Below are 24735 nucleotides of genomic sequence, written 5' to 3'. Positions count from 1 at the left end.
AGCTGACCGTGCGTATCCTCCTGTTCACCGGAAAGGGCGGGGTCGGCAAGTCCACCGTCGCCGCCGGGACCGCCGCGCTCGCCGCGGCCGACGGGCACCGCACCCTGGTGCTCTCGACCGACGCGGCCCACTCCCTGGCCGACGCCTACGGCTGCGAGTACGGCGCGATCGGGTCCGAGCCGACCGAGGTCGCGCCCGGCCTGTTCGTGGTCCAGGTCGACGCCCAGCTGCGGTTCGAGCAGTCCTGGGCCGACATCCAGCGCTACCTCCTCTCGGTGCTCGACGTCGCCGGGGTCGACCCGGTCGCCGCGGAGGAGCTGACCGTGATCCCGGGGGCCGAGGAGGTGCTGGCGCTGCTCGAGCTGCGCCTGCACGCCCTCTCCGGGGAGTGGGACGTGATCGTCGTCGACTGCGCCCCGACGGCGGAGACGCTGCGGCTGCTCGCCCTGCCCGAGGCGCTCGGCTGGTACATGAACCGGGTCCTCCCCGTCGAGCGGCGCGTCGTCAAGGCGCTGCGGCCGGTGCTGAGCCGGGCCGCGGGCGTGCCGATGCCGGGCGACTCGGTCTTCGACGCGATCGAGCGGCTGCATGCGGAGCTCGACGAGGTGCGCACCCTGCTCAGCGGCCCCGACTCCAGCGTCCGGCTCGTGCTGACCCCCGAGAACGTGGTCCTCGCCGAGGCCAGGCGCTCCTACACGACGCTGTCGCTGTTCGGCTACCGCGTCGACGGCGTGATCGCCAACCGGGTGTTCCCGGCCGAGGACGCCGACGACTGGCGGGCCGGCTGGGTGCTCGCGCAGGACGAGGTGCTTCGCCGGGTCGAGCAGTCGTTCGCCGGCCTGCCGATCTGGCGCTCGGAGTACCGTCCCCGCGAACCGGTCGGGGTCGTGCCGCTCGCCGGCCTGGCTCGTGACCTGTACGCCGACGACGACCCGCTGACGAGCTCGCCCGGCAAGGCACCGTTCCGCATCCGGCGCAGCGAGGGCGGGGCCGTCGTCCGACTCTCCTTGCCGCTGGTCTCGCGCACCGACGTCGACCTGGCCCGCAATGGCGACGATCTCGTCGTGACCGTGGGATCGTATCGTCGGTTGATCACGCTCCCATCCGGCCTGGCGCGGTACCGCATCGCCGGTGCCCGGGTGGAGCACGGCGAGCTGCAGGTGCGGTTCGTCGACGATGCCGACGCCGCCGGTGTGGCGGCGAACGCGGTCGCGGACGCGGCCGCGGACGAGGCTGGGAGATGACGTGAGCCAGGACGGAGAGGGCCCCTCGCACGAGGGACCCGACGCCGGGGTCGGCCCGGGGGCGGACCCCGAGGTCGGCAGCGTCGCGGAGGAGGCGGCCAAGCTGCTCGGCGCGCTCTCGGACTGGGCGCGCGACCAGGGCACCGGGATCGGCGAGGGTGTCGCCGGGCTCGCCGGCCATGCGGCCCGAGCGGCCCACGAGGTCGACGACCACCTCGCCACCGGTGGCCCCGAGTGCACCTACTGCCCGATCTGCCGCACGGTGCACGTGCTGCGCCAGACGACGCCGGAGGTGCGGGCCCAGCTGACCACCGCCGCGACCGCGCTGCTGCAGGCCGCCGCGGGCATGCTCGCTACGGCGGTGCCCGACGACCGGTCCGCCCGCGGGGGCGTCGAGCGGATCGACCTCGATGACGACCCCGGCGCCTGGCCGGAGGACCCGGACGAGCCGGACCAGCCGGAGCACCCGGTCGGACCTGAGGATGGAGACAGATGAGCCTGGCGTGTGGCATCGACGTCGGAGGGACGAAGATCGCCGGAGGTGTGGTCGACGAGTCGGGCACGATCCTCGAGGAGCTGCGCGTGGAGTCGCCCGCGTCGGACGCGGAGGCCATCGAGGAGGCGATCGCCGGCCTGGTCGTCGAGCTGCGCTCCCGGCACCCGATCGCGACGGTCGGCGTGGGCGCGGCGGGGTACGTCGACAAGGCCCGCGCGGTGGTCCTGTTCGCACCCAACGTCGCCTGGCGCAACGAGGACCTCAAGGGCGAGCTCGAGAAGCGGATCGACCTGCCCGTCGTCATCGAGAACGACGCGAACGCCGCCGCCTGGGGCGAGTTCACCTACGGGGCGGGCCACGACGCCGACGACCTGCTGCTGGTGACCGTCGGCACCGGGGTCGGTGGCGGGCTGGTGCTCGACGGCGAGGTCTACCGGGGCGCCAACGGCGTCGGTGCGGAGATCGGCCACATGCGGGTGGTGCCCAACGGCATCCGGTGCGGCTGCGGCAAGCACGGCTGCTTCGAGCAGTACGCGAGCGGCTCGGCGCTGGTCCGCGAGGCGCGGGCCCAGGCGATGTCGGGCGCGATGATCGCCCACGGCATGTTCGAGCGTGCCGGCGGCGACATCTCCAAGATCACCGGCCCGCTGATCACCGAGGCGGCGCGCGACGGCGACGAGGGCGCCCGCCAGCAGCTCGCCGAGCTCGGTCGGTGGCTGGGGGAGGGCATCGCGTCGCTGACCGAGATCCTCGACCCGGGCGTGGTCGTGGTCGGCGGCGGTGTCAGCGAGGCCGACGAGCTGCTGCTGGAGCCGACCCGGCTCGCCTTCTCCGGGCAGCTCGTCGGCCGCGGCTTCCGGCCGATCCCCGAGATCCGCAGGGCCCGGCTCGGCAACCGCGCCGGGCTGATCGGCGCGGCCGACCTGTCCCGCCGCTAGAGGGGCGGGCGCGGTGCCACTCTTCATCGGGGTCGACATCGGCGGGACGAAGGTGCTGGCCACCGCCGTCTCCCGCTCGGGCCGCGTGCTGCGCACCGCGCGGCGTACGACGCCGGGCCGGCGGGTCGAGGCGCGCCTGGTCGAGGACGCGCTGACCGAGGCGGTCCAGGAGATCGCGGGCCTGCGCCGGATCGGTGCGATCGGGATCGCGGCGGCCGGGTTCGTCGACGCCCAGGGGGAGCGGGTCCGGTTCGCGCCGCACCTGCCCTGGCGCGACGAGGGCGTCCGGGCGCGCCTCGCGGAGCGCTGGAGCGCGCCGGTGGTGCTCGACAACGACGCCAACTGCGCGGCCCGCGCCGAGCTGACCTACGGCGCCGTCGGGAACGCCGCCGACGCGATCGTGGTGACCATGGGCACCGGCATCGGTGGCGCGGTCGTGCTGGACGGGGCGGTCCACCGTGGCCACAACGGCATGGCGGGCGAGTTCGGCCACATGCAGGTGGTGCCCGGGGGCCACGCCTGCGAGTGCGGCGGCACCGGCTGCTGGGAGCAGTACTCCAGCGGCAACGCCCTGCTGCGGCACGCGCGGGCCCTGGTCGGCACCCGGCCCACCTCGCTCGAGGCGGCCTGCGGGGGCGATCCCGACCGGCTCACCGGGCCGATGGTGACCGAGGCGGCCGAGGCCGGGGACGCCGTCGCCCTCGAGGCGTTCGACGACGTCGGCGCGTGGCTGGGGATCGGGGTCGCGAACCTGGTCGCGGCGTTCGACCCCGAGATCGTGGTCGTGGGTGGCGGCCTGTCCGCGGCCGGCGACCTGCTGCTCGAGCCCGCCCGGGTCGCGATGCGCGAGTCGCTGGTCGGCGCGGCGCACCGCACCGTTCCGCCCGTGGTCCGCGCCGCGCTCGGCCCGGAGGCGGGCGCGATCGGTGCCGCCGAGCTGGCCCGGCAGACGTTCAGGAGCGCCGGTACTCGGGCACGAGCTCGACGGCAAGCTGCTCGAGGAACAGCCCGACGTCGGTGACGATGCCGCGCGCCTGCGAGGAGCCGCGGTCGGCCAGCTTGGTCACGGTCGCCGGGTTGATGTCGACGCAGACCAGCGGCACCGAGGCCGGGAGGATGTTGCCGGTGGCGACCGAGTGCAGCATGGTCGCGACCATCAGGCAGAACCCGACGTCCTTGAGGTTGGCCCGCATCGCCCGCTGGCCGTCGAGCACGTCGGTGTAGACGTCGGGCAGCGGCCCGTCGTCGCGCACCGAGCCGACCAGCACGAACGTCTTCTCGTGGGTGACCATCGCGTGCATGATGCCGCCGGTCAGCACGCCACTCTCCACCGCGGCCTTGATCGAGCCCTCCTTGCGGATCGTGTTCAGCGCGCGGATGTGGTGCTCGTGCCCGTGCTCGACCCCGCGGCCCATGGCCAGGTCGACGCCGAGGCTGGTGCCGTAGAGCGCGGCCTCGATGTCGTGGGTGGCCAGCGCGTTGCCGGCGAACAGCACGTCGACGTACCCGGCGTGCACGAGCGCGACCATCGCCGGTGCCGCGCCCGTGTGCACGACGCCGGGGCCGCCGACCCACAGCACTCGCCGGCCGGCGGCCTTGGCCTCCCGCATGCCGTCGGCGACCTGCCGGACCAGCACCGCTTGCGGCTTCTCCGAGGACACCTCGGACTCCATGAACCCGAACGCCGCGCCGGTGCGGTCGGGTGTGGGTACGGCGACCCGTACCCCGGACGCGCCGGTGACGACGAGCATCCCGCGACGCACGTCGGACATCGGCAGCGTGTAGACGCCGGCCGGCCGGCCGTCGGCGCCGCGCTCGATGATCAGGCCGCAGTCCATCTCCGGGTTCTCGACCCGCAGCCACGCGCCCTCGAGGCGAACCTGGGTCTCCAGGTTCGTCGTCGAGTAGAAGTGGTCGGGGAACACGCCGTCCCGGTCGGCCTCCGTGACGCTCGCCTCGCCCGGGTCGACCTGGTTCACCCCGCGGGTCTGCAGCCGCATCAGCAGCCGCTCCAGCGTCTCGCCGTCCTCGGTGGTGACGGTGATGACCGCGTGCGACGGGTCGTCGGTCTCCCGACCGACGTCGAACCGCTCGATCGCGTAGTCGCCGCCGTACTCGCGGATGTCGTCGAGCACGCGGGACAGGATCCCGTGATCCATCAGGTGGCCGGTGATCTCGACGGACTCGTGGGCGCTCACGGGCTGCACCCTAACGAAGGCCGGGCCGATTGCTGCGGAGGTCAGGACACCGTTGCGTCAGCGGGTAGCACCCACGCGGCTACTTGATGAAGGTCAACAGGCGCTGATCAGCGTCCAGGGGCTTGGGCTCACCCACGAAGCGGTGCACACCGACCGAGTAGGCCGCGTGGTCGGGCGCGTCGAAGTGCTCTTCCTCGAGGCCGTGCCCACGGAACCATTCGCGGATATGCGGGGTCAGGTCAGGGTCCCGACGATGCCGCGTCCAGATCACCACTGCGTTCTCGTTGCACAGTTGGGGAGTTGCGGCAATGGTGCGCTGCACGTCGTCGTCGGCGATGTTGCCGAAGATCCCACAGAGCAGCACCAGATCCGCGGGGACGGCTCGGTGGTAGGCGTTGCTGGTCCCCGCATCGGTGCACCGGACCTCGATGCTCGAGAGGTTCAGGCGAACGACGTGCTCTGTCGCTCGCGCGGCGTTCCGGACGTCGGCTTCGATGAGCGTGGCCGTGACCCGACCGGCATCGGTCCTGTCTTCCAGCACTTCGAGCAGGTCGCGACCATCCCCGGCGCACAAGCTCAAGACGGTGACTGGTCTCGGTGCACTCACGTCCAACCAGTCCGCGATGTATCGCTGAACCAGTCGCAGACGCTCGGAGAGCAGCGACGAGGGATCGTCGTAGTCCGTATGCCACGACTCCCAGTCAGTCGTCGAGTGCATGACAACCATCTCACCATGCAAGGCCGACAGTGCGTCCCGACGAATGGAACGCAGTACGCCGTTGACAGGAGTCGGGCGTTGGCAGGGGCCGACACGCGGTATGACGCTGCGTGGCGCACGGAATGCGGCGCGTCAGCGGAAGTCGCCGGCGCTGGTCAGTACCAGCGGTGCGCGACATCCACGACGACCCTGTGGCCACCGCCGGGGTTGTCCAGGACGAACGCGTGCATCGGTAGCCTTGCCCTCACGCCGAGCCCGATCGTGGTCTGCCCCTCGAAGGTCCCTGCCCAGGCGACCTGGCGGAAAGTTCGGTAGCCGGCGACATCGACGAGTTCGGACCAGGTTGCGGGCTTGTACGTGAGCCTGCCGTTGGCATCGTAGGCCGGTGCCTTGACGATGATGCGCAGCTTGGCGCCACCTCGCAGCGGCACTCTGGCGCCGGACCCGTCCTTCGTGACCCTCTTGACGTACTTGACCTGGTAGCCAGGCCTGCCCTTGCCCTTTGCGTTGATGTCGACCACCAGCCTGTCGAAGCAGTGATGCCGACCGGACCGGATGTTGGTGATCTGCTTGCCGGTATGGGGGGCCCGCTGCTTCAGGAGCGACCCCCATTGCGCCTGACAGACAGATGCTGCCGTCGTTGGCGCTGCCGTGACTGCTGCAACCGGCGCTGCCATGACTGCCGCAGCTGGCGCGAGACTCACCGCAAGAGCGAAAGCGAGCGGGCGGATCATGCGGTTGCCTCGCTGGCGAGTCTGCATGGTGTCCCTCCTTTGCCGTACACCTGTTACACGCCGACCACGCACACCTGGTTGGCACACCGCCCAAATCAGGTGGCCGAGACCCTCACGAGTCGCGACAGATCCCGTCGCCGAGGACCGACGTGACCTGGCTGGGCCCGATGGCCTGCCTGGCCTGTCTGAGTCCCTACGTGCGCAGTGCGAAGTCGAGTCCGCAACCGAAGATGACGCGCTGTCACACGTCCATGAACGCCGGCGCCCGACTGCGGCGGATTGACGCAGCGCCGCTGCGCTGCCGAACATGACGCCGTGGCACAAGAAGACGAGGCCGAGCCCGTACTCGCAGCGATCGTCCACGAAGCAATGCGGTTCCTTGTGGAGACCAATCGGGTTCCGATCGCCGACTTAGCCGAGCAGTTGAAGCCGGTGCCTGGCCTCTACGCCGTCTTCGGAACTGACGACGCATGGAAAGACCTCGGGCTCTCATCTGACGACATGCGTTCTCGTCCGCTGTACGTCGGCAAGGCAGAAGACAGCTTCGTCTCGCGAGACCTGAGAACGCACTTCGCCTCGGGCAGGACTGGTCAGTCCACTGTTCGCCGATCGTTTGCGGCCCTCCTCCGCGATTCGCTCGAACTTCGGGGGGCTCCGCGAAACCTCGAGTTGCCCGGACACTTCGCGAACTACGGTCTGATGGCGGATGGCGATGCGCGATTGACCAAGTGGATGTGGGAGCGGCTTTCGTTGGCGGTGTGGCCATGGGAGCGGACGACGGAGCTCAAGCGAATCGAGCGGGCCGTCGTACTGCTCCTAGATCCTCCACTCAACATCGAGTACCTGCCCCGAGCGTCGCGCCGAGACCTCAGCTCGGCACGGAAGGCCATGGCCGATGACGCAAGGCGGTGGGCGCTGGACAACCCCGTCGATTGACGGCGTTGTTCGGCGCAGGGCCTTCGTCAGGAGTAAGCCTTGGCCCGACTCGCGGCGGCAAGACGAATCCGGGTTCGGCCGAGTTACACGGCGAGTCGGTAGATCGTTTCGGCAACAGACAATGCGACGACGGGAAGGCCCACACCAATCAGCCAGCCCCAGGCGGCCGGACGTGCGACTGAGCGGCGGATGAGCAGCACAGCTGGCGCGGCAGAGGCGGCACCGACTGAAAGTGCCAGCCACCAGAGATCGGTGCGCCGGACCAACTCACCAATGAACAGCAAGCCGATGACCCCGAATAAGAACGCGAGACCGATCCGTGCTGCGATCAACTCGAGCGAGGCTGGCACTGGATGGGCGAGTTCGTCGAGGGGATCGCGCCGTGCTACCTGAGCGTCGAGCGCTCTCCACACCTCACTGATCTGTTCCTCGTTGAGCGCGGGGACACGTCGGACAGCGGCCCAGGTCGGAAGCGCATGCCCCGTGAGAACGGTTACGCCGTCCAGTTGGCTGATGCGCTCACCGTCGGACCAGTCCCTGACACCACCGCCCCAAAGAACCACCATCGGCTCAACATGTACGTGCCGGGACTTCACGGGGTGCCAAAGTCGCAGAATCCTGGCGTTGGCCTTCGCCTGAGCGACCGCTTCACGGAGTCGTGCCTGCCCGAAGTCGGAGCGCCACGATGTGGCACTCCACTTCGTCTCGATCGCGTAGGCTCCGCCCGGACCCACCAGGACATGGTCGATGTCCTCCCTGCCGAGCAGGAAGTGGTTCACTATCCGCCATCCTCGGCTGCGCAGCTTGCGGAGTTCGCCGGCAGTCCACTGCTCGGCCATGTCGCCCATCATCACGGGGGCGGTCCCCGTGACTTGCAATGTCCAGGACCACAAGGTCGCAGGGCCTGCGACCAGGAGTGCCCCCACTGCCAGTCCTCGAAGGAACGCGGTCGGCATGAGCGCGGCTACGACCAGCGTCACGATGAGTAATCCGATCAGGAGCCCCACGTGCAGGCGCCAATGGTCGCGTAAGTACTGGCGCTGTGTGACGCGGGCCTTTCCGCGAGCCCATGAACCCGCGCGAGCATCACTCGCCAGCGCTCGCGCCCGCCGCTGATCCAACAACTCCCGCAGTAGGTCCACCGGACGAGTGTCCAATGTTCCTATTGGGCGCGGACCCTAACGACGAAAGCGGCGGGACGACGCGCAGTGGTCGCGCGGATCGCGGCTGTCCGGATGGCCGCAGCGCCGCCATCGGCGGCATGAGGCGGCCTCGGTTGAACGCGCGAGTGGTGTCCCAAGGGGGTCGGCGAACGATCGGGAGTCAGAGGCTAATTGTGCGATAGGCCGGCGAGGGTGAGTCGTAGGAGTGGCGATTCTTCGGGTTGGTGCTGTGGGTCGCCGGCGGCAAGGGACTGGAGGCAGAATCTCGCTAGGTCCTGCGGTGGGGTGTCGTCGCGGACGATCCCGGCGTCCACTGCTTCGGTGAGCAGACCCGTGAAGAGCGCGAGGAGTTGCTCGTCGGCGCGGCTCACGACGTCCGGGCGGTGCAGCAGCGACACGACATCGGCATCCCCGTGTCGGAGGCGTTCGGTGCAGATGCGCAGGTAGAGCGCGAGGACCGATTCGAGCCGTTCTCTGGCGGTGGCGTCGGAGACCGCGAGGGAGCGCAGGGTGGCTACGTGCTCACTGATGTGCTGCTCGTGCGCGGCGTCGAGGATCGACTGGACGTCCGGGAAGTACTTGTACAGCGTTGCACGGCCGATGCCGGCCTGTTGAGCGATCCCCGCCATGGTGATCCGCGCCAGCCCGTGCGCGTGAAGCTGGGTTTGGACTGCGTGCAGGATCGCTTCGCGTACTGCCTGGCGGTGGGTGTCGACGGTGTCCTTCCACAACTTGGGCACCCGGCCATCCTAGACATGATTCAACATGCTGTATACGGTCGAGACACACTGTCTATCAAACTCTGAGGGGTTCCATGTCTGTCGAAGCGCCGCCCGGATTGCCGGGTTGGTTGAAGGTTTCGCTGGTGGTTGCTGGCGTAATCGTCGTGGGGTTCTTGGTGTTGGCGGCCTTCGGCGTCGGCGGACCTCATGGTCCGGGGATGCACAGTCCGTGAGCCCGCGCTTGCGCAAAGCGTTGCTCGCCGTCCACCTGGTCGCCTCGATCGGCTGGGTGGGAGGGGTACTGGGGTACATCGCATTGAGCGTTGCCGCGCAAACCTCTGCTGACCCCGCGAGGATCCGTGGCGTGTGGTTGTCGTTGGAGATCCTCGGCTGGTGGATCCTTGTGCCGCAGGCTCTCATGACGTTGCTGACGGGAGTCGCTTTGGCGTTCGCAACGCGGTGGGGTCTCCTGCAGCACTACTGGGTTGTCACCGCATTGGTCCTGACGTCGCTGTGCAGTGTTGTTCTCGTGCTCCACATGCGAGACGTCTCCGCGATGGCCGAAATGGCTCGCACAGCAAGCCCGACGGAATTGCAGCTCATGGGTGGTGACCTGCCCCATCCGACGCTCGGCCTTGTCCTGCTGTTGTTCATCCTCGTCCTGAATATCTACAGGCCGCGCGGGCTGACGCGCCGTGGCTGGCGGCTTCAGCAGCAACGCCGCGCCGAAGGCATCAGTCGCTGCGTGCCCTGAACCGCTATCCAGACATGCCACCTTCCTCTGATCGGCAGATCCGGTCGTCACGTAAGTCGACAGGTGCCGGGTCATTCTGGGCTACTAGAGACTCCCGGCAGGACCGGCGTCTGGCCAGACTCGGTCTCAGGTGCTCGGCGGGTTCGCTCTCTTTTGGGCTGCCCACTGGCCGACCGTCGGTGTGGCCCTCTTCCGGTTTGCGGCCCGCTGAGCACTGCTGACGAGGCGTGGCTCAAGAGGGGACTGCCCAGCTCGTAGTAGCAATGCCCACCTCGCCGTCCATCTGGAAGCGAACAGGCGGGAGAACGACATGAGCAAGGCAATCGGACGGGTCGTGATCGGCGTCGATCCCCACAAGCTGTCAGCCACGATCGAGGTCCTCGATCAACGGGAGAAGAAGCTCGGCACCGGTCGGTTCACCACCGATCAGGCCGGCTACAAGGCCATGCGCGCCTACGCGAGCGCCTGGCCGGACCGGGTCTGGGCCGTCGAAGGAGCCAACGGTGCTGGACGTCCGCTGGCCCAACGACTCCTCGAGGCCGGCGAGAGCGTCGTGGACGTCCCAGCCAAGCTCGCCGCTCGCGTTCGCCTCTTCGACACCGGTCACAACCGCAAAACCGACGCCCTCGACGCGCACTCCGTCGGCGTCGTCGGCGTCCGAACCCGGACCCTCCGTGTGCTGCACGTAGACGGTGAACTCGAGGCCATGCGGATGCTCACCGACCGTCGCGAAGCTCTGACTCGGCGACGGGTCCAGATCGTGTGCCGCCTGCAAGCACTGTTGGCGGAACTCCTGCCGGGGCATGCGAAGAAGGACCTCACCTCGGGCCAGGCGAAGGTCATGCTCGCCGGCGTCCGACCCCGCGACATCGCCGGCAAGACCCGGCGCCGCATCGCGGCCGAGGAGCTTGTCGATCTCATCGCGATCGAGGTCAAGATGAAGAAGGCCTCCGCCGAGCTCAAGGCGATGGTCCACGCCCGCGAGTCGCGTCTGATGGACATCCACGGCATCGGACCCGTGGTCGCGGCGCGGATCCTGGCCGACGTTGGGGACGTCGCCAGGTTCGCTGACCGCAACCGGTTCGCGTCCTGGGCCGGCACTGCGCCGCTGGATGCCTCCTCCGGTGAGCAGAACCGGCATCGGCTTTCGCGGGCCGGCAACCGCCGGGTCAACCACATGATCCATATCGCCGCGGTCACTCAGCTGCGGCTCGACACCGAAGGCCGTGCGTACTACCGCCGCAAGCGAGCGGCGGGCAAGAAGCCCCAGGAGGCGCTGCGCTGTCTCAAGCGACGGATCTCCGACGTGATCTACAAGCAGCTCGTTGCCGATGCCATCGCGACCGGAACGGGCCCGGGAGGGCACTGCGGGGCGTCTCAAGAATCCAGCGCGGTCGACCTCCCCCCGCACATCGACACTTCGGATCAGCCACTCCCGGACCCGCACCCACGACGCTACGCCGCCCAGCCATCGATGCGACAGAGCGCCGACAACTCAGACCTCAAGAACGCGGGTTGACGACAGAGGGGAGCCGGAATGATCCATTGACCGACGCCGGTCATCCTGACGTCGGTCAATGCAGTAGGCCCGCCTGCCCGACGTGTGGCCGTAGGTAGGGACCGACCATTGGGCGGCAAGGCCAAGCTCGGATAGTGGCTATGCCTGCTCGTGCTGCGGCGGGCGCTTCGACGTCGGGCAAGGCCCTTCGTCAGACCGATCGCGGGATCGGAGCCTCTGGCCACGCCGCGGCATGAAGAGGGCCCCGCCGGCGTGTGGTCGGCGGGGTGGGGTCAGTGGATATGTCGGCTGGACGTGACGAGGTAGGTCCGGTGGTGGGGGCTGGTCCACTCGAACGACGTCGGGGACTGGCGCTGGTAGGTCCAGCCGCCGGTGGTCTTGAGCCGGTGGTGGAATCGACACAGCGGGGCGAGGTTCCAGGTCGCCGTCGGGCCTAGGGGCCAGGGGATGATGTGGTCGAGGTCGCAGCCGCGGGATGGCCGGCTGCAGGCGGGGAACACGCAGGTGGGGTGAGTCAGGATGGCTTGCTCGTGCTGGGCCGGGGTGGGCTCGTAGTGGTCGGTGAACAGCTCGTCGGCCAGGTCGAGGACCGGTTTGATGGTGACCTTGGTGCCGGCGGTGGTGCACCACTCGGAGAGCTGGTCGAGGGTGACCCAGGCGCGGGTGTTGTCCACGCCGATGATCCCGGGACCCTCGGCGGGGCGGTGGTGGGTGTAGATCACCACCTCCCGGCTGCTCCCGCCCGGGTGTTCGCCGCGGGCCAGGATCCCGAGCGCGAGGGCGCGGCGGGTGTCGAGCGAGGCGTCGGGATGGCTGGCGAGGAGCCGGTGGGCGATGTCGGCGACCGCGGTCTCGAGGTCGAGGGCGTCGGCGGTGGTCAGGATCGCGTCCACGCAGGCGGTGCCCGGGGTTTCCCCCAGGGCGGGTTTGGCGTGGGTGATCCGGACCTCGAGGTGGTCCTCGACGGTGCGAGCGAGCTCGGCCTCGGGGTCGAAGCTGGTCCGGGCGGCCTCCACGGTGCGCTCGATCTGGGCGTAGGAGCACTTGTCGATCACGGCCGCCAGGTGCCGGTCGACGTACGCCGCGGCCTCGACCGAGAGCGAGGCGGTGAGCTGGGCCACCCGGCGGGCCCGCCAGACCGGCACCTCGAGGGCCATCACCCTGGCCCAGAGTCGGGGGAGCCGGTGCTGGGTCTCGACGGCGTCGCCGACCAGGTTGCGGCCGGCGTCGGTGGACATACCCAAGGTGGCGGCGAGCTCGGCGATGCAGAACTCCGCGACCGTGGGGGCGCCCTCGCCGGCGATCTCGAGCTCGCGCTCCTCCCACGGCACCGACTGGTCGACCTCCTCACCGGGGTGGAGCTCCGCCCACTGGGCGGCGATCTCGAACCGTCGCGCCTCCAGCGCGGTCAGGTCGGCGCGCACGGCGCGCGCGGCACCGAGGACCTGGTCGGTGCGACCGTCCCGGGCGGTGTCCGCGGCTGGCTTCATGTGGTCCAGCCAAGCAGGGCCCACCGACATCGATGAGGCCCAGAACCCTTGTTCCACAGGGATCCGGCAAATCCGAAAGTAAAACTGGACCCGGGCTCCCTAGACCTGGGCTCCGTCGTCCCACGGGTCGCGCGGACCGCGCGGCATCCGGAAGACCAGGTAGATGAACCCGCCGACGAACGCGGCGACCAGGAGGTAGCCGAGGAGGCGCGGCATCGACAGCGAGAAGATCAGCACGAACAGCAGCACCGCGGGGGAGCCGAAGATGCCGATCCAGGCCGCCAGCCGGTCCGGTGCCACCCGGGGCAGGGGCGGCGGATCCGGGGGCTCGAAGCCCTCCTCGTCAGCTACGAACGGCTCGTCCTCGTCCTCGTGCCCGACGGCGCGCAGGTCACCGAACCGCCCGCCGAACGGGGCGGGGGAGTACGGCGGCGGCTCGGGTGCCGGCGGCTCGTCGAGCTCGGCCCGCTCCCCGTAGTTCTCGACGATGGCTCGCCAGACGCGCTCCTCGTCGTCGCCGTCGGGGCGGTCCGGCTGGTCGGGTCGGTCCGGCTGCACACCCACGAGCGTAAGCCCGTGCTACGAACCGGAGGTGACGCGGGCGACGAACGCCGCGGTGTCCGCGTAGATCTGCTCGGCGTCGTTGTCCAGGGTCGCGACGTGGTAGCTGTCCGGCAGCCGGGTGACGGTGACGTCGCGAGAGGAGATGCCGGAGAGGATCAGTGGCTCGGTCGCCTCGTCGACGACGTGGTCCTCGGTGGAGCGGAAGTAGAGCACCGGCGCGGTGATGCGGGGCAGGTCGCGGACCAGGCCGGGCCAGGCCCGCATCATCGAGTGGATCGCCTTCAGCGGGGTGCGGTCGTAGCCGTGCTCCTGCACGCCGGTCCTCTTGATGTCGTTGGCGATGCCGGGGAACGAGGGCACCAGGTGCTTGAGCACGGGCAGCAGCTTCACGTCCAGCCGCTTGGTGGCGAGCGCCGGGTTGACCACGACGACGCCCGCGACCCGGTCGGGCCGGTCCGCGGCGAGCCGCAGCACCAGGGCGCCGCCCATCGACAGCCCACCCACCACGACCGCGTCGTTCTCCGCAAGGAGCTTCTCGAACACGCGGGTGATCTCGGCATACCAGTCCGCCCAGGTCAGGGTGTTCAGCTCCTGCCAGGTGGTGCCGTGCCCGGGCAGGCGCGGCACCTCGACGGCGTACCCCCGCTCCGCGAGCGCCTCGCCCCACGGGGTGATCGACGCGGGCTGGCCGGTGAACCCGTGGCTGAGCAGCACGCCGACCCGGCGGCCGCCGGTGAGCTCCTGCCGGGCCGGGCGGGAGAGCGGGGTCGCGAGGGGGTGGATGGTCATGGTGGCGATTCTGCCGCATCCGAGGCTCCGCCCGACCTGGCTATGGGGGAAGTCGCGTGCGACGGTCTAGGCTTCGGCCGTCGGGTGTCTCGGGCTGGTTGGGAGGTCGTCGGTGTTCTACTGGTTCCTGAAGTGGATCGCGCTCGGCCCGTGGCTGCGCGTGCTGTTCCGGCCCCGCGTCTTCGGCGCCGAGAACGTCCCGCTCGAGGGCCCCGCGATCCTGGCCAGCAACCACCTCTCGTACGCCGACTGGCTGTTCATGCCGCTCACGCTCTCGCGCCGGGTGACGTTCGTGGCCAAGGCGGAGTACTTCACCGGCAAGGGCCTCAAGGGCTGGCTGCAGAAGACGTTCTTCGCCGGCTCCGGCCAGGTGCCGATCGACCGCTCGGGCGGCGGTGCCGCCGAGGGCGCCATCATCTCCGCGAAGCGGGTCCTCGCCGACGGCGAGCTGTTCGGCATCTACCCCGAGGGCACCCGCTCGCACGACGGCAAGCTCTACCGCGGCAAGGTCGGTGTCGCGCGGCTGGCGCTGGAGTCGAAGGTGCCGGTGATCCCGGTCGCGGTCCTCGGCACCGACGTCGTGGCACCGCCGGGGAAGAAGTTCGGCCGGTTCACCCGCCCGGTCGTGCGCTTCGGCGCGCCGCTGGACTTCTCCCGCTACGACGGCATGGAGAACGACCGCTACATCCTGCGCTCGGTCACCGACGAGATCATGTACGAGATCATGCGGCTCTCCGGCCAGGAGTACGTCGACCTGTACGCCTCCCGCGCCAAGGAGGAGTCGAAGAAGGCCGAGAAGGACTCCGACCCCGACGCCGACCACGGGCCCGGCCAGCCGGACGAGCCCAAGCTCGCGTCTTGACGATCCATACCGGCCACCCGTTCCTCGACCCGGAGCCAGACCCGGTCCGTCGGTTCCGCGGCCGGCTCGGTGGCACGGTCACCCTGGTGACGGCCGGTGACGACGCCTCCCGGGCGGGCCTGACGGTGAGCTCGCTGATGGTCGCGAACGGCGAGCCGGCCCGGGTGCTCGCTCTCGTGGATCCCGACAGCGACCTCGCCGACGTCGTCGGCCGCACCGGCCGCGCCGTCGTCCAGCTGCTCTCGTGGGCGCACCGCGACCTCGCCGAGGCGTTCGCCGGGACCGCGCCCGCCCCCGGCGGTCCGTTCCGGACGGCACCCTTCGAGGAGACCCCGTGGGGGCCGCGGCTCGCCGACGCCGCGACCTGGGCGGGGGTGCGGTCGGAGTCGGCCGTCGAGGTCGGCTGGTCGCTACTGCTCACGCTCGCGGTCGAGCAGGTCACGATCGGCACCGACGACCAGCCGCTGGTGCACCGCCGCGGCCGCTACGTCCGGCCCTGAGGCGCGCGCCCGTAAGGTCCTCCCATGGCCCAGCTGCTCGAGATCGCCGACGAGCTCTACGGCCTGCCGTTGCGTGACTTCACCCCGGCGCGCGACGTCCGGGCCAAGGAGCTCAAGGGCACCGACCTGGCCAAGCAGGTCAAGGCGCTGCGCAAGCCGTCGGTGGCCGCGTGGGTCGTCAACCTGCTGGTCCGTCGCGAGAGCGAGCAGGTCGAGCAGGTGCTCTCCGTCGGCGCGGCGTTGCGCGAGGCCCAGGCGTCGATGTCCGGCGACGCGCTGCGCGAGCTGACCAGGCAGCGCCGGCAGCTGACCGCAGCGGTCACCACCCAGGCGCGGCGCACCGCCCGCGAGGAGGGCACCAAGGTCACCGACGCAGTCGCCGACCAGGTCGAGGCCACGCTGACCGCCGCGATGGTGGACGCCGACTGCGCGAAGGCGGTGCGCAGCGGGATGCTCGTGGCCGCGCTCGCCACCACGGGTCTCGAACCCGCCGACCCCGATGACCTCGCGGGCGCGATCGCGGTGCCGGAGGCCCTCGGCTTCGAGGCGCCCGCCCGCGCGGCCGAGCCACCACCGCGCCCCGACCTGCACGTGGTGCCCGATCCCGAGGCGGACCGCAAGGCCGTCGCGGCCGCGGAGCAGGTCCTGGCTGCCGCCCGGGCCGGGCTCGACGAGGCGGTGGCGGCCCACGACGAGGCGGCGGCGGCGTACGACGAGCTCGCGGCCCGCAGCCTGCAGGTCCAGGCGGAGATCGACGAGCTGCGCGGCCGGATCGCCGAGCTGGAGGCGTCGGCCGAGGAGGTCGACGACGACCTGTCCGACGCCGAGGAGACGCGCGACGAGGCGGCGGCCGCCCTGCGCAATGCCACCGAGGCGTGCGACGCCGCGGCGGCTGCCCTGGCGAGGCTCGACCGGTAGCCCCTCAGTCCGCCCAGCCGCGGGAGCGCTCGACCGCCCGGGTCCACTGGGCGTGGGCGGCGTCGGCGGTGGGCCGGTCGAGGGCGGGCTCGAAGCGGCGGTCCAGCCGCCAGGTCTCGCGCAGGTCGTCGGTCGATCCCCACACCCCCGCTCCGAGACCGGCCAGGAACGCGGCACCCAGGGCGGTGGTCTCGACGGTCGCCGGCCGCTCGACCGGCAGGCCGATCTGGTCGGCCTGGATCTGGCAGAGCAGGTTGTTCGCGGACGCCCCGCCGTCGACCCGTAGCGAGGACAGGCCGGCGCCGGCGCCGGACAGGGTGTCGAGCACGTCCCGGACCTCGAACGCGATCGCCTCGAGCGCGGCGCGGACCAGGTGCGCGCGGGTGGTGCCGCGGGTGACGCCGATGATCAGGCCCCGGGCGTGCGGGTCCCAATGCGGCGCACCGAGCCCGGTGAGGGCCGGCACGAACACCACCCCGCCGGTGTCGGGGACGGTGCGCGCGATCGGCTCGGTCTCGGCGGCCGAGCCGACGATCTGGAGCCCGTCGCGCAGCCACTGCACGGCCGCGCCGGTCACGAAGATCGCGCCCTCGGTCGCGTAGGTGAGCTCGCCGGCGGGCGAGCGCCAGGCGGCCGTCGCCAGGAGGCCGGCGCCGGAGCGCTGGATCGTGGAGCCGGTGTTGGTGAGGATGAACGACCCGGTGCCGTAGGTGCACTTCGAGTCGCCCTCGTCGAAGCAGGTCTGGCCGAACAGTGCGGACTGCTGGTCGCCGGCGAGGCCGGAGATCGGCAGTGTGAGGTCGAGGAACGTCTTGGGGTCGGTCGTGGCGATCTCGCCCCAGTTCGGCACCAGCTCGGGCAGCGCGTCGCGCGGTACGCCGAACAGCGAGCACAGCTCGTCGGACCAGTCGCCGGTCTCGAGGTCGAGCAGGAGCGTCCGGCTGGCGTTCGAGACGTCGGTGACGTGCCACGTCCCGCGGGTCATCCGCGCGATCAGGTAGGAGTCGACGGTCCCGATCGCGTAGCGGCCGGACTCCACCAGCGCCCAGGTGTGTGGCTCGTTCTCGGCCAGCCACATCAGCTTGGTGCCCGAGAAGTACGGGTCCAGGCGCAGGCCGGTGAGCTCGCTGACCCGCTCCTCGTGGCCGGCGTCGCGCAGTCGCGTGCACAGGTCGGCGGTACGGCGGTCCTGCCAGACGATCGCCCGGCGGGGCGACCCGAGGGTCTCGCGGTCCCAGAGCAGCACGGTCTCGCGCTGGTTGGTGATGCCGACCGCCTCGAGCCGCGACGCGTCGTACCGCTGGAGCACGTCGCGGACCGCCTGCAGGGTCGCCTGCCAGATCTCCTCGGGGGAGTGCTCCACCCACCCGGGCCGGGGGAAGTGCTGGGCGAACTCCTCGTAGCCCTTGGCCGCGATCGAGCCGTCGTGCTCCACCACGACCGCGGTGACCCCGGTGGTGCCGGCGTCGATCGCGAGGACGCTCATGCCGAGGCACCTCCGGACCCGCCCCGGGTCGCACGCAGGATCTCGAGCACCCTGACGTCGATCCAGGACCCGTCCGGGGCGACCCGCATCTCGTAGTTCTCGGTGCCGACCCAGGCCTCGAGGTCGCGGGCCCCGGCCGCCCGGGCCAGCTCCTCGAGCTCCGCCTCGAGCTCGGGGGTCACCGGGACCCTCTCCTCCTCGGTGGACGCCGTGAGGTAGAGGTCGTTGAGCTCGAGCAGCCGGGTCAGCTCGGCGATCGGCGTTGCGTGATCGTCCACCCGGAGGTCCACGGCGATGTCGTCCAGGCCGCCGTACCCGGCGCCGTCCCGCACCACCAGGAGCGCTGCCGACTGGCGGCCCCGCGAGTCGCCGCCGGCCTCGTCGCCCGCGGCCAGTGCCGCGAGCAGCCGGTGCGCCAGCGCGGCGTCCTGCGGGGAGGCCAGCCAGGCCGCCTCGACCGCCTCGACGACCTCGGAGCCGGTGAGGATGTTGCCCTGGATGGCGTAGCCGGCCCCGGTCAGGCTGCCCGCCCAGTCGAGGCACGCGGTCCCGGTGTGGCTGGCCGCGTTGCCGTCCACGTCGACGATGCCGACCTGGCGGTGCTCGCGGCCCTCGTCCTCCTCCAGCAGCCGCTGGAGGGCGACCGACGCGGTGGCGCCGTCGTCGAGGTGGGCCAGCGCCAGGCCCTTGTACGCGACGTTGGCGTCGGCCTGGGTGGCGATCGCGCCGACCCCGGCGACGGCGGCCGGGACGGCGGCCCCGACGGCGAGGAACTTGGAGGCCACGGCCACGCCCCAGGACTCGCCGTCGGCGGACCGGGCCACGATCGAGAACGTCATGGCCCGACCCTAGATCACCCCTAGCTCACGAGGAGCCGGCGATAACCGGTTGCCGACCACGCGGCCCGACGCAGGAGGATGTGGGGGTGCTCGACCGCATCGGCGCCGCGCTGGGATTCCCGTCCGTGGGCCACCACCGCAGGTTCGTCACCGCGATCGCCATCGACGCGGTCGGCAGCGGGGTGTTCATGCCGGTCTCGATGCTCTACTTCCTCGTCACGACCGACCTGTCGCTCGTGCAAGTGGGAGCGGCGATCTCCCTCGCCTCGGCGGTCGCGCTGCCCGCCGGGCCGCTGCTCGGCGGCCTGGTCGACCGCTACGGCGCCAAGCAGGTGCTGCTCGCGGGCAACCTGCTCCAGACGGCGGGCTTCCTGGCCTACCTCGCGACCGACTCGTTCGCGGGCCTGACCCTGTGGACCGTCGTCGTGACCGTGGGCCGGACCGCCTTCTGGGGCTCCTACGGCAACATCGTCGCCGCGATCTCGGCGCCGGGGGAGCGCGAGAGGTGGTTCGGCTTCCTCGGGGCGCTGCGCAACGTCGGCTTCGCCGTCGGCGGGCTCGCCTCCGGCCTCGCGATCACGATCGGCACGACCACGGCGTACTCCGCGGTGGTGCTGGCCAACGCGGTGTCGTACGTCGTCGCGTTCCTCCTGCTGCTCGCCGTGCCGCCGACGGTGCCTGCCGCGCATCGCGCGGTCGAGGGTGCGTGGGGCACGGTGCTGCGCGACCGGCCGTACCGGCTGCTGTGGGTCACCCAGCTGGCCTACTCGACCGCGATGATGGTGCTGAACTTCGCCGTGCCCGTCTACGCGACCACGGTGCTCGGACTCTCCGGCTGGGTCACCGGCGCGGTGTTCACGCTGAACACGGTGATGGTGGGCTTCGGCCAGGGTCTGGTGGTCCGGGCGATGACCGGCGCGCTGCGCTGGCGGGTGCTGCTGCTGAGCAACCTGGTGTTCGCGTCGTCGTTCCTGGTGCTGCTCGGCGCGAGCCGGCTCTCGGTGGGGCTGGCCGCGACCGTGGTGGTCCTCGGCTCGGGGATCTACACGATGGGGGAGCTGCTCGGCGGGCCGGTGCTCGGTGCGTTGTCCGCGGAGGCCGCGCCGGAGCACCTTCGCGGGCGCTACCTGTCGCTGATCCAGCTGGCCTGGAACCTGTCGAGCACCGTGGCGCCGGTGACCTTCGCCTGGCTGTTGGACCGCGGTCCGTCCCCGATCTGGGTGGCGCTGGTCGCGATGTCCCTGATCGGCGCCGGGCTCACCCCGCTGCTGGGCCGGGTGCTCCCGGAGGCGGCCCAGGCGGTCACGAACCGGGCCGAGGATCCGTTGCCGGCCTGACCACCCGCCAGGAGACCGGGTCGAGGTCGATCTCCAGCAGCCCGTCGGGCGCGGACCCGGCCAGCGCGTCGCCGAAGGCGCGCACGTCCACGCGCACCCGGGCCGGCCGGTCCACCGACCGGTTCACGAGCATCAGCGCGAGCTCGCCGCTCTCCTCGTCGTACGTCGCCGTCGCGTCCACGAGCGGCACGTCGCCGACCTCGCTCTCGTAGGTCGCGACCCGCGGCTCGGCCCGCAGCACCGAGCCCCGCGCGGCCGCCGCGATCTGCGCGAACGGGGCGAAGGTCGTCTGCCGCCAGGCCCGGCCGCCGGGCTCGGTGCGGATCGGCGCGATCACGTTCACCAGCTGGGCCAGGCAGGCGACGCCGACCCGGTCCGCGTGCCGCAGCAGGGTGACCAGCAGGCTGGCGACCATGGTCGCGTCGACGTCGTCGTAGGTGTCCTCCAGCAGCGGCCCGGCCTCGCGCCACTCGGCCACCGCGGCGGGGTCCCAGCGCGAGACGTACCAGACGTTCCACTCGTCGACCGAGACCTGCAGCCGCTTGCGCGACCGGAGCCGCGCGCCGACGTGGTCGGCCGTCGCCACCACCGCGTCGATGGAGCGGTCCAGGTCCAGGGCGCCGGCGAGGAACTCCGGCACCGACTTCCCGGTCGGATCGTAGTAGCTGTGCAGGGAGACCAGGTCGACCGTGTCGTAGCACTGCTCGAGGACCGTCGCCTCCCAGCTGCCGAACGTCGGCATGCCGCTGTGCGAGCTGCCGCAGGCGACCAGCTCGACCCGCGGGTCGACGAGCCGCATCGCCCGCGCGGTCCGGGCGGCCAGGGCGCCGTACTCGGCGGCGCTGCGGTGGCCGACCTGCCAGGGCCCGTCCATCTCGTTGCCCAGGCACCACAGGCGGACGTCGTACGGCTCGGCCGCGCCGTGCTCGCGGCGCAGGTCCGAGAGCCGGGTGCCGCCCGGGTGGTTGCAGTACTCCAGGAGGTCGACCGCCTCCTGCATCCCGCGGGTCCCCAGGTTGAGCGCGAGCATCGGCTCGGCGCCGGCCTCGCGGCACCAGTCGACGAACTCGCCCGTGCCGAACGCGTTGGACTCGATCGCGTGCCACGCGAGGTCCAGCCGGCGGGGCCGGTCGGCGGCCCGCCCGGTGCCGTCCTCCCAGCGGTAGCCCGAGACGAAGTTGCCGCCGGGGTAGCGCACCACGGTGGCGCCGAGCTCGCGGACCAGGTCGAGCACGTCGGACCGGAAGCCACGCTCGTCGGCGCTGGGATGGCCCGGCTCGAAGATGCCGGTGTAGACGCACCGGCCCAGATGCTCGACGAAGGAGCCGAAGAGCCGGCTGTCGACGGGCCCGACGGTGAAGGCCGGGTCGAGGGTGAGGGTGGCGGCTACCGGGTCCGCGTCGGCCCGGGGCATGGAATTCGATGGCACGGGGACTTTTCTACCGTGCCGTTCGGCCTGCAGGCTGGTGGCTTTCTACCCGGCCGGAGAGGTGGCCGTCCGGGGTTAGGTCCGACTAGAGTCAAAGTGCCTGTTGTGAACGATCCAAAGGTGCCCGTGCCGGGCCCCGAGCAGAGAGACAGAACACCCATGACCGTCCGCCGCGTTGCGCTGCTCACCGCCGGGGGCCTGGCCCCGTGCCTGTCCTCGGCCGTCGGAGCGCTGATCGAGCGCTACACCGAGCTCGAGCCGGAGATCGAGATCATCGCCTACCTCAACGGGTACGCCGGCCTCCTCGAAGGTCGCTACCTCACGGTGACCCCGCAGGTCCGCGAGCAGGCGCACCTGCTGCACCGCTTCGGCGGGAGCCCGATCGGCAACAGCCGGGTCAAGCTCACCAACGTCAAGGACTGCGTCAAGCGCGGCCTCGTGACCGAGGGCCAGGACCCGCTCCACGTGGCTGCCGAGCAGCTCACGACGGACGGCGTCGACGTGCTGCACACCATCGGCGGCGACGACACCAACACGACCGCGGCCGACCTGGCGGCGTACCTGCACGAGAACGACTACGAGCTGACTGTCGTCGGCCTGCCCAAGACGATCGACAACGACGTGGTCCCGATCCGCCAGTCGCTGGGCGCCTGGACCGCGGCCGAGCAGGGGGCGCTGTTCGCCCGCAACATCATCGCGGAGCACTCCTCCAACCCCCGGATGCTGATCATCCACGAGGTGATGGGGCGCAACTGCGGCTGGCTGACCGCGGCGACCGCGGCGAAGTACCGCGAGTGGGTCGGGGACCAGGAGTTCTCGGGCTTCGGCGGCAACACCCAGGAGCACTGGGACGTGCACGCGGTCTACGTCCCCGAGCTGTCCTTCGACCTGGTCGCGGAGTCCGAGCGGCTCAAGGCCGTGATGGACGAGATCGGCTGCGTGAACATCTTCCTCTCCGAGGGCGCCGGGGTCTCGACGATCGTGGAGGAGATGCTCGCCCGGGGCGAAGAGCCCAAGCGCGACGCGTTCGGCCACGTCAAGCTCGACACGATCAACCCCGGCGCCTGGTTCGCCAAGCAGTTCGGGAAGCTGGTCGGCGCCGAGAAGACCATGGTGCAGAAGAGCGGCTACTTCTCCCGCTCGGCCGCCCCCAACGACGACGACCTGGCGCTGATCCGCGCCTGCTCCGACCTCGCCGTCGACGCCGCCCTGCGCGGCGAGAGCGGCGTCGTGGGCCAGGACGAGGAGGCCGGCGACGAGCTGCGCGTCTGCGAGTTCCCGCGGATCCGGGGCGGCAAGGTGTTCGACACCTCCGCGCCCTGGTTCGGCGAGCTGCTCGCGGGCATCGGCCAGCCGGTCGGCGACCCGGTGGCGGCCGAGCACTGATCCACGCGGGACCGCGTCCCGGGCGGGCGGTGGCCTGGCAACCGACGGTGTGCGGGGGACGGTTGCTGGCGCGCCGCCGGCGCCACGCCGACCCCACCGCGGTGGCATCCCGGTCGGTGCGCAGCGCTTCGGGAGCCACCCGAGAACACGGGGGTTGAAGCCGGGCGCGGCGGGGGAACGATCCAGGCGATCCGACCCCGACCGAGGAGAGCCCGATGAGCACCCGTGCCGAGGAGAGCGTCGACGTCAACGGAGCGACCCCGGACCTGAAGCGGGTGATGGGTCCGCGGTTGCTCCTGCTGTTCATCGTCGGTGACATCCTCGGCGCCGGCATCTACGCCGTGACCGGGGAGATGGCGCTGGAGGTGGGCGGCGTCGTCTGGGTGCCGTTCCTGGTCGCGTTCGCCGTGGCCACGCTCACCGCGTTCTCCTACCTCGAGCTGGTCACGAAGTACCCCCAGGCCGCCGGGGCCGCGCTCTACGCGCACAAGGCCTTCGGCGTCCACTTCGTGACGTTCCTCGTCGCGTTCGCCGTGATCTGCTCGGGCGTCACCAGCGCCTCGACGTCGTCGAACCTGCTCGCGACCAACCTGCTGGCCGGCCTCGACGGGCTCGGGTGGCAGGTGCCGCAGGGCGAGGTGGCGATCACCGTCGTGGCGCTGGGCTTCATGCTGCTGCTCGCGGGCATCAACCTGCGCGGCGTGGGCGAGAGCGTGAAGTTCAACGTGTTCCTCACCCTCGTGGAGATGGCCGCGCTCGTGATCGTGATCGCGATCGGCTTCTGGGTGATGGCGCAGGGCGACGCCGACCTGGGCCGGGTCGTCGTCTTCAACTCGGGCTCCGACCGTGGCCTGTTCCTCGCGGTCACCGTCGCCACCGCGATCGCGTTCTTCGCGATGGTGGGCTTCGAGGACTCGGTGAACATGGTCGAGGAGACCAAGGACCCGATGCGGATCTTCCCGCGGGTGATGCTCACCGGGCTCGGCATCGCGGTGGTGTTCTACATCCTGGTCGCGATCTCGGTCGTCGCGGTGATCCCCGAGGGCGAGATCGAGTCCGTGGTCGCCGACGAGGGCAAGGTGCTTCTCAACGTGGTCGCGATCGGGGCGCCGGGCCTGCCGATCGACAAGGTCTTCCCGTTCCTGACCGTGGTCGCGGTCGCGAACACCGCGCTGATCAACATGCTGATGGCCAGCCGGCTGCTCTACGGTCTCGCGAACCAGGACGTGCTGCCGCGCACGCTCGGGCGGGTGTTGCCGGGCCGCCGGACGCCGTACGCCGGCATCGCCTTCTCGACCGTCCTCGCCCTCGTCCTGATCGTGGCCGTGACGTTCCTCGCCGACACCGCCGTGATCTCGGCCCTGGCCGGCACCACCGCGCTGCTGCTGCTGTGCGTGTTCGCGGTCGTCAACGTGGCCTGCCTGGTGCTGCGGCGCGAGCCCGGCCCCGAGGGCGGGTTCGAGGTGCCGGGCTGGATGCCGGTGCTGGGCGCGATCACCTGCCTGTACCTCGCCGGGCCGTGGGCGCGCGACCGCGAGGACTGGGTCCAGTACGAGGTGGCCGGCGGGATGCTCGCGGTCGGCATGGTGCTGTGGCTGTTCACCTGGCTGACGAACCGCGGAGTCCGGGCCAAGCGGACCGGGTTCCGCGACATCGAGCACCTCCAGGACTGAGGCGTCTCGCTGACGGTCACCGAATCGAGCCGCGCCGGGG

At 70.9% G+C, this 24735-nt stretch carries 24 protein-coding genes; 13 read left to right on the top strand and 11 right to left on the bottom strand.

What is annotated here, in order from left to right; all coding sequences use genetic code 11:
* Window positions 1-8 precede the first annotated feature (8 nt).
* Genes QMC84_RS03825 through QMC84_RS03810 form a run of 4 tightly spaced genes read left to right on the top strand, consistent with a single transcriptional unit; the run spans window position 9 to window position 3699 of the window.
* Window positions 9-1244, top strand: coding sequence for an ArsA family ATPase (locus QMC84_RS03825; protein ID WP_300371938.1), 1236 nt, complete (start codon window positions 9-11; stop codon window positions 1242-1244).
* A 1-nt stretch (window position 1245) separates the two neighbouring features.
* A complete protein-coding gene (locus tag QMC84_RS03820; protein WP_300371936.1) occupies window positions 1246-1740 on the top strand; it encodes a hypothetical protein in 495 nt (164 codons plus the stop codon).
* Window positions 1737-2678 carry an ROK family glucokinase gene (locus QMC84_RS03815; protein WP_300371934.1) on the top strand — a complete coding sequence of 314 codons (942 nt, stop codon included), beginning with the start codon at window positions 1737-1739 and terminating at the stop codon, window positions 2676-2678. The genes QMC84_RS03820 and QMC84_RS03815 overlap by 4 nt, the downstream gene beginning before the upstream one ends.
* Before the next feature lie 13 nt (window positions 2679-2691).
* On the top strand, window positions 2692-3699 hold the full coding sequence (locus QMC84_RS03810) for an ROK family protein (protein WP_300371932.1): 1008 nt from the start codon (window positions 2692-2694) through the stop codon (window positions 3697-3699).
* Here QMC84_RS03810 and QMC84_RS03805 read toward each other — a convergent pair.
* The 3 genes from QMC84_RS03805 to QMC84_RS03795 form a co-directional block, all read right to left on the bottom strand.
* Window positions 3632-4876 (bottom strand): TIGR00300 family protein, encoded by a 1245-nt coding sequence (locus QMC84_RS03805; protein WP_300371930.1) that lies wholly within the window; start codon window positions 4874-4876, stop codon window positions 3632-3634. The two genes, QMC84_RS03810 and QMC84_RS03805, sit on opposite strands and share 68 nt — an antisense overlap.
* 79 nt (window positions 4877-4955) lie before the next feature.
* On the bottom strand, window positions 4956-5603 hold the full coding sequence (locus QMC84_RS03800; protein WP_300371928.1) for an SAM-dependent methyltransferase: 648 nt from the start codon (window positions 5601-5603) through the stop codon (window positions 4956-4958).
* 146 nt (window positions 5604-5749) lie between these two features.
* Window positions 5750-6355, bottom strand: coding sequence for a hypothetical protein (locus QMC84_RS03795; RefSeq protein ID WP_300371927.1), 606 nt, complete (start codon window positions 6353-6355; stop codon window positions 5750-5752).
* 288 nt (window positions 6356-6643) lie between these two features.
* Between QMC84_RS03795 and QMC84_RS03790 the strand changes: the two genes are divergently transcribed.
* A complete protein-coding gene (locus tag QMC84_RS03790; protein WP_300371925.1) occupies window positions 6644-7264 on the top strand; it encodes a GIY-YIG nuclease family protein in 621 nt (206 codons plus the stop codon).
* An 83-nt stretch (window positions 7265-7347) separates the two neighbouring features.
* Here QMC84_RS03790 and QMC84_RS03785 read toward each other — a convergent pair whose 3' ends face one another.
* Window positions 7348-8103, bottom strand: coding sequence for an NERD domain-containing protein (locus QMC84_RS03785; protein WP_300371923.1), 756 nt, complete (start codon window positions 8101-8103; stop codon window positions 7348-7350).
* A 491-nt stretch (window positions 8104-8594) separates the two neighbouring features.
* Complete coding sequence (locus QMC84_RS03780) at window positions 8595-9167, bottom strand: TetR/AcrR family transcriptional regulator (protein WP_300371921.1); 573 nt, start codon at window positions 9165-9167, stop codon at window positions 8595-8597.
* 211 nt (window positions 9168-9378) lie between these two features.
* On the opposite strand from QMC84_RS03780, the gene QMC84_RS03775 reads away from it, so the two are divergent.
* Both QMC84_RS03775 and QMC84_RS03770 read left to right on the top strand, forming a co-directional pair.
* Window positions 9379-9903, top strand: a complete 525-nt coding sequence (locus tag QMC84_RS03775; RefSeq protein WP_300371918.1) for a DUF2269 family protein — start codon at window positions 9379-9381, stop codon at window positions 9901-9903.
* 334 nt (window positions 9904-10237) lie between these two features.
* The gene (locus QMC84_RS03770; protein WP_300371916.1) at window positions 10238-11422 is read left to right on the top strand and encodes an IS110 family transposase; all 1185 of its coding nucleotides are present in this window, start codon (window positions 10238-10240) and stop codon (window positions 11420-11422) included.
* A 272-nt stretch (window positions 11423-11694) separates the two neighbouring features.
* Here the strand turns inward: QMC84_RS03770 and QMC84_RS03765 are convergent, their stop codons facing one another.
* The 3 genes from QMC84_RS03765 to QMC84_RS03755 all read right to left on the bottom strand — a co-directional run bounded on the left by QMC84_RS03765 (window position 11695) and on the right by QMC84_RS03755 (window position 14265).
* Window positions 11695-12912: an HNH endonuclease signature motif containing protein gene (locus QMC84_RS03765; protein ID WP_300371914.1), complete on the bottom strand. Its 1218-nt coding sequence runs from the start codon at window positions 12910-12912 to the stop codon at window positions 11695-11697.
* Between the two features lie 99 nt (window positions 12913-13011).
* Window positions 13012-13470: a hypothetical protein gene (locus QMC84_RS03760; RefSeq protein ID WP_300371913.1), complete on the bottom strand. Its 459-nt coding sequence runs from the start codon at window positions 13468-13470 to the stop codon at window positions 13012-13014.
* 21 nt (window positions 13471-13491) lie between these two features.
* Window positions 13492-14265, bottom strand: coding sequence for an alpha/beta fold hydrolase (locus QMC84_RS03755; RefSeq protein ID WP_300371911.1), 774 nt, complete (start codon window positions 14263-14265; stop codon window positions 13492-13494).
* A 112-nt stretch (window positions 14266-14377) separates the two neighbouring features.
* Here QMC84_RS03755 and QMC84_RS03750 point away from each other — a divergent pair, with 112 nt between their 5' ends.
* The 3 genes from QMC84_RS03750 to QMC84_RS03740 are packed head-to-tail and all read left to right on the top strand — an operon-like array spanning window position 14378 to window position 16545.
* On the top strand, window positions 14378-15127 hold the full coding sequence (locus QMC84_RS03750; protein WP_300371909.1) for a lysophospholipid acyltransferase family protein: 750 nt from the start codon (window positions 14378-14380) through the stop codon (window positions 15125-15127).
* Window positions 15124-15627 (top strand): flavin reductase family protein, encoded by a 504-nt coding sequence (locus tag QMC84_RS03745; protein ID WP_300371907.1) that lies wholly within the window; start codon window positions 15124-15126, stop codon window positions 15625-15627. The genes QMC84_RS03750 and QMC84_RS03745 overlap by 4 nt, the downstream gene beginning before the upstream one ends.
* 24 nt (window positions 15628-15651) lie before the next feature.
* On the top strand, window positions 15652-16545 hold the full coding sequence (locus QMC84_RS03740; protein WP_300371905.1) for a hypothetical protein: 894 nt from the start codon (window positions 15652-15654) through the stop codon (window positions 16543-16545).
* A 4-nt stretch (window positions 16546-16549) separates the two neighbouring features.
* Here QMC84_RS03740 and glpK read toward each other — a convergent pair whose 3' ends face one another.
* A complete protein-coding gene (gene glpK / locus QMC84_RS03735) occupies window positions 16550-18031 on the bottom strand; it encodes a glycerol kinase GlpK (RefSeq protein ID WP_300371903.1) in 1482 nt (493 codons plus the stop codon).
* Entirely contained in the window at window positions 18028-18870 is an 843-nt protein-coding gene (locus QMC84_RS03730; protein WP_300371901.1) for a DUF1028 domain-containing protein, read from the bottom strand. Before QMC84_RS03730 ends, glpK begins: the two co-directional genes overlap by 4 nt.
* A gap of 86 nt (window positions 18871-18956) precedes the next feature.
* Between QMC84_RS03730 and QMC84_RS03725 the strand changes: the two genes are divergently transcribed.
* Window positions 18957-20207, top strand: coding sequence for an MFS transporter (locus QMC84_RS03725; RefSeq protein WP_300371899.1), 1251 nt, complete (start codon window positions 18957-18959; stop codon window positions 20205-20207).
* Here QMC84_RS03725 and QMC84_RS03720 read toward each other — a convergent pair.
* Window positions 20173-21621 (bottom strand): alpha-N-arabinofuranosidase, encoded by a 1449-nt coding sequence (locus tag QMC84_RS03720; protein ID WP_300372332.1) that lies wholly within the window; start codon window positions 21619-21621, stop codon window positions 20173-20175. The genes QMC84_RS03725 and QMC84_RS03720 overlap by 35 nt on opposite strands.
* A gap of 174 nt (window positions 21622-21795) precedes the next feature.
* Here QMC84_RS03720 and QMC84_RS03715 point away from each other — a divergent pair, with 174 nt between their 5' ends.
* The gene (locus QMC84_RS03715; RefSeq protein WP_300371897.1) at window positions 21796-23022 is read left to right on the top strand and encodes a pyrophosphate--fructose-6-phosphate 1-phosphotransferase; all 1227 of its coding nucleotides are present in this window, start codon (window positions 21796-21798) and stop codon (window positions 23020-23022) included.
* A gap of 215 nt (window positions 23023-23237) precedes the next feature.
* Entirely contained in the window at window positions 23238-24695 is a 1458-nt protein-coding gene (locus QMC84_RS03710; RefSeq protein ID WP_300371895.1) for an APC family permease, read from the top strand.
* Window positions 24696-24735 lie beyond the last annotated feature (40 nt).

The organism is Nocardioides sp. (genome assembly GCF_030019515.1).
Lineage (GTDB): Bacteria > Actinomycetota > Actinomycetes > Propionibacteriales > Nocardioidaceae > Nocardioides.
Note: the sequence above shows the minus strand (reverse complement) of the source record. Positions and strands in the feature narration are given on the sequence as shown.

Excerpts from the sequence above, each read along its gene's own strand:
- QMC84_RS03785 (WP_300371923.1), bottom strand. The coding sequence starts at position 8,103 with ATGGCCGAGCAGTGGACTGCCGGCGAACTCCGCAAGCTGCGCAGCCGA.
- QMC84_RS03720 (WP_300372332.1), bottom strand. The coding sequence starts at position 21,621 with ATGCCCCGGGCCGACGCGGACCCGGTAGCCGCCACCCTCACCCTCGAC.
- QMC84_RS03710 (WP_300371895.1), top strand. The coding sequence starts at position 23,238 with ATGAGCACCCGTGCCGAGGAGAGCGTCGACGTCAACGGAGCGACCCCG.
- glpK (WP_300371903.1), bottom strand. The coding sequence starts at position 18,031 with ATGAGCGTCCTCGCGATCGACGCCGGCACCACCGGGGTCACCGCGGTC.
- QMC84_RS03740 (WP_300371905.1), top strand. The coding sequence starts at position 15,652 with ATGGCCCAGCTGCTCGAGATCGCCGACGAGCTCTACGGCCTGCCGTTG.
- QMC84_RS03765 (WP_300371914.1), bottom strand. The coding sequence starts at position 12,912 with ATGAAGCCAGCCGCGGACACCGCCCGGGACGGTCGCACCGACCAGGTC.
- QMC84_RS03715 (WP_300371897.1), top strand. The coding sequence starts at position 21,796 with ATGACCGTCCGCCGCGTTGCGCTGCTCACCGCCGGGGGCCTGGCCCCG.
- QMC84_RS03815 (WP_300371934.1), top strand. The coding sequence starts at position 1,737 with ATGAGCCTGGCGTGTGGCATCGACGTCGGAGGGACGAAGATCGCCGGA.
- QMC84_RS03800 (WP_300371928.1), bottom strand. The coding sequence starts at position 5,603 with ATGGTTGTCATGCACTCGACGACTGACTGGGAGTCGTGGCATACGGAC.
- QMC84_RS03730 (WP_300371901.1), bottom strand. The coding sequence starts at position 18,870 with ATGACGTTCTCGATCGTGGCCCGGTCCGCCGACGGCGAGTCCTGGGGC.
- QMC84_RS03755 (WP_300371911.1), bottom strand. The coding sequence starts at position 14,265 with ATGACCATCCACCCCCTCGCGACCCCGCTCTCCCGCCCGGCCCGGCAG.
- QMC84_RS03795 (WP_300371927.1), bottom strand. The coding sequence starts at position 6,355 with ATGCAGACTCGCCAGCGAGGCAACCGCATGATCCGCCCGCTCGCTTTC.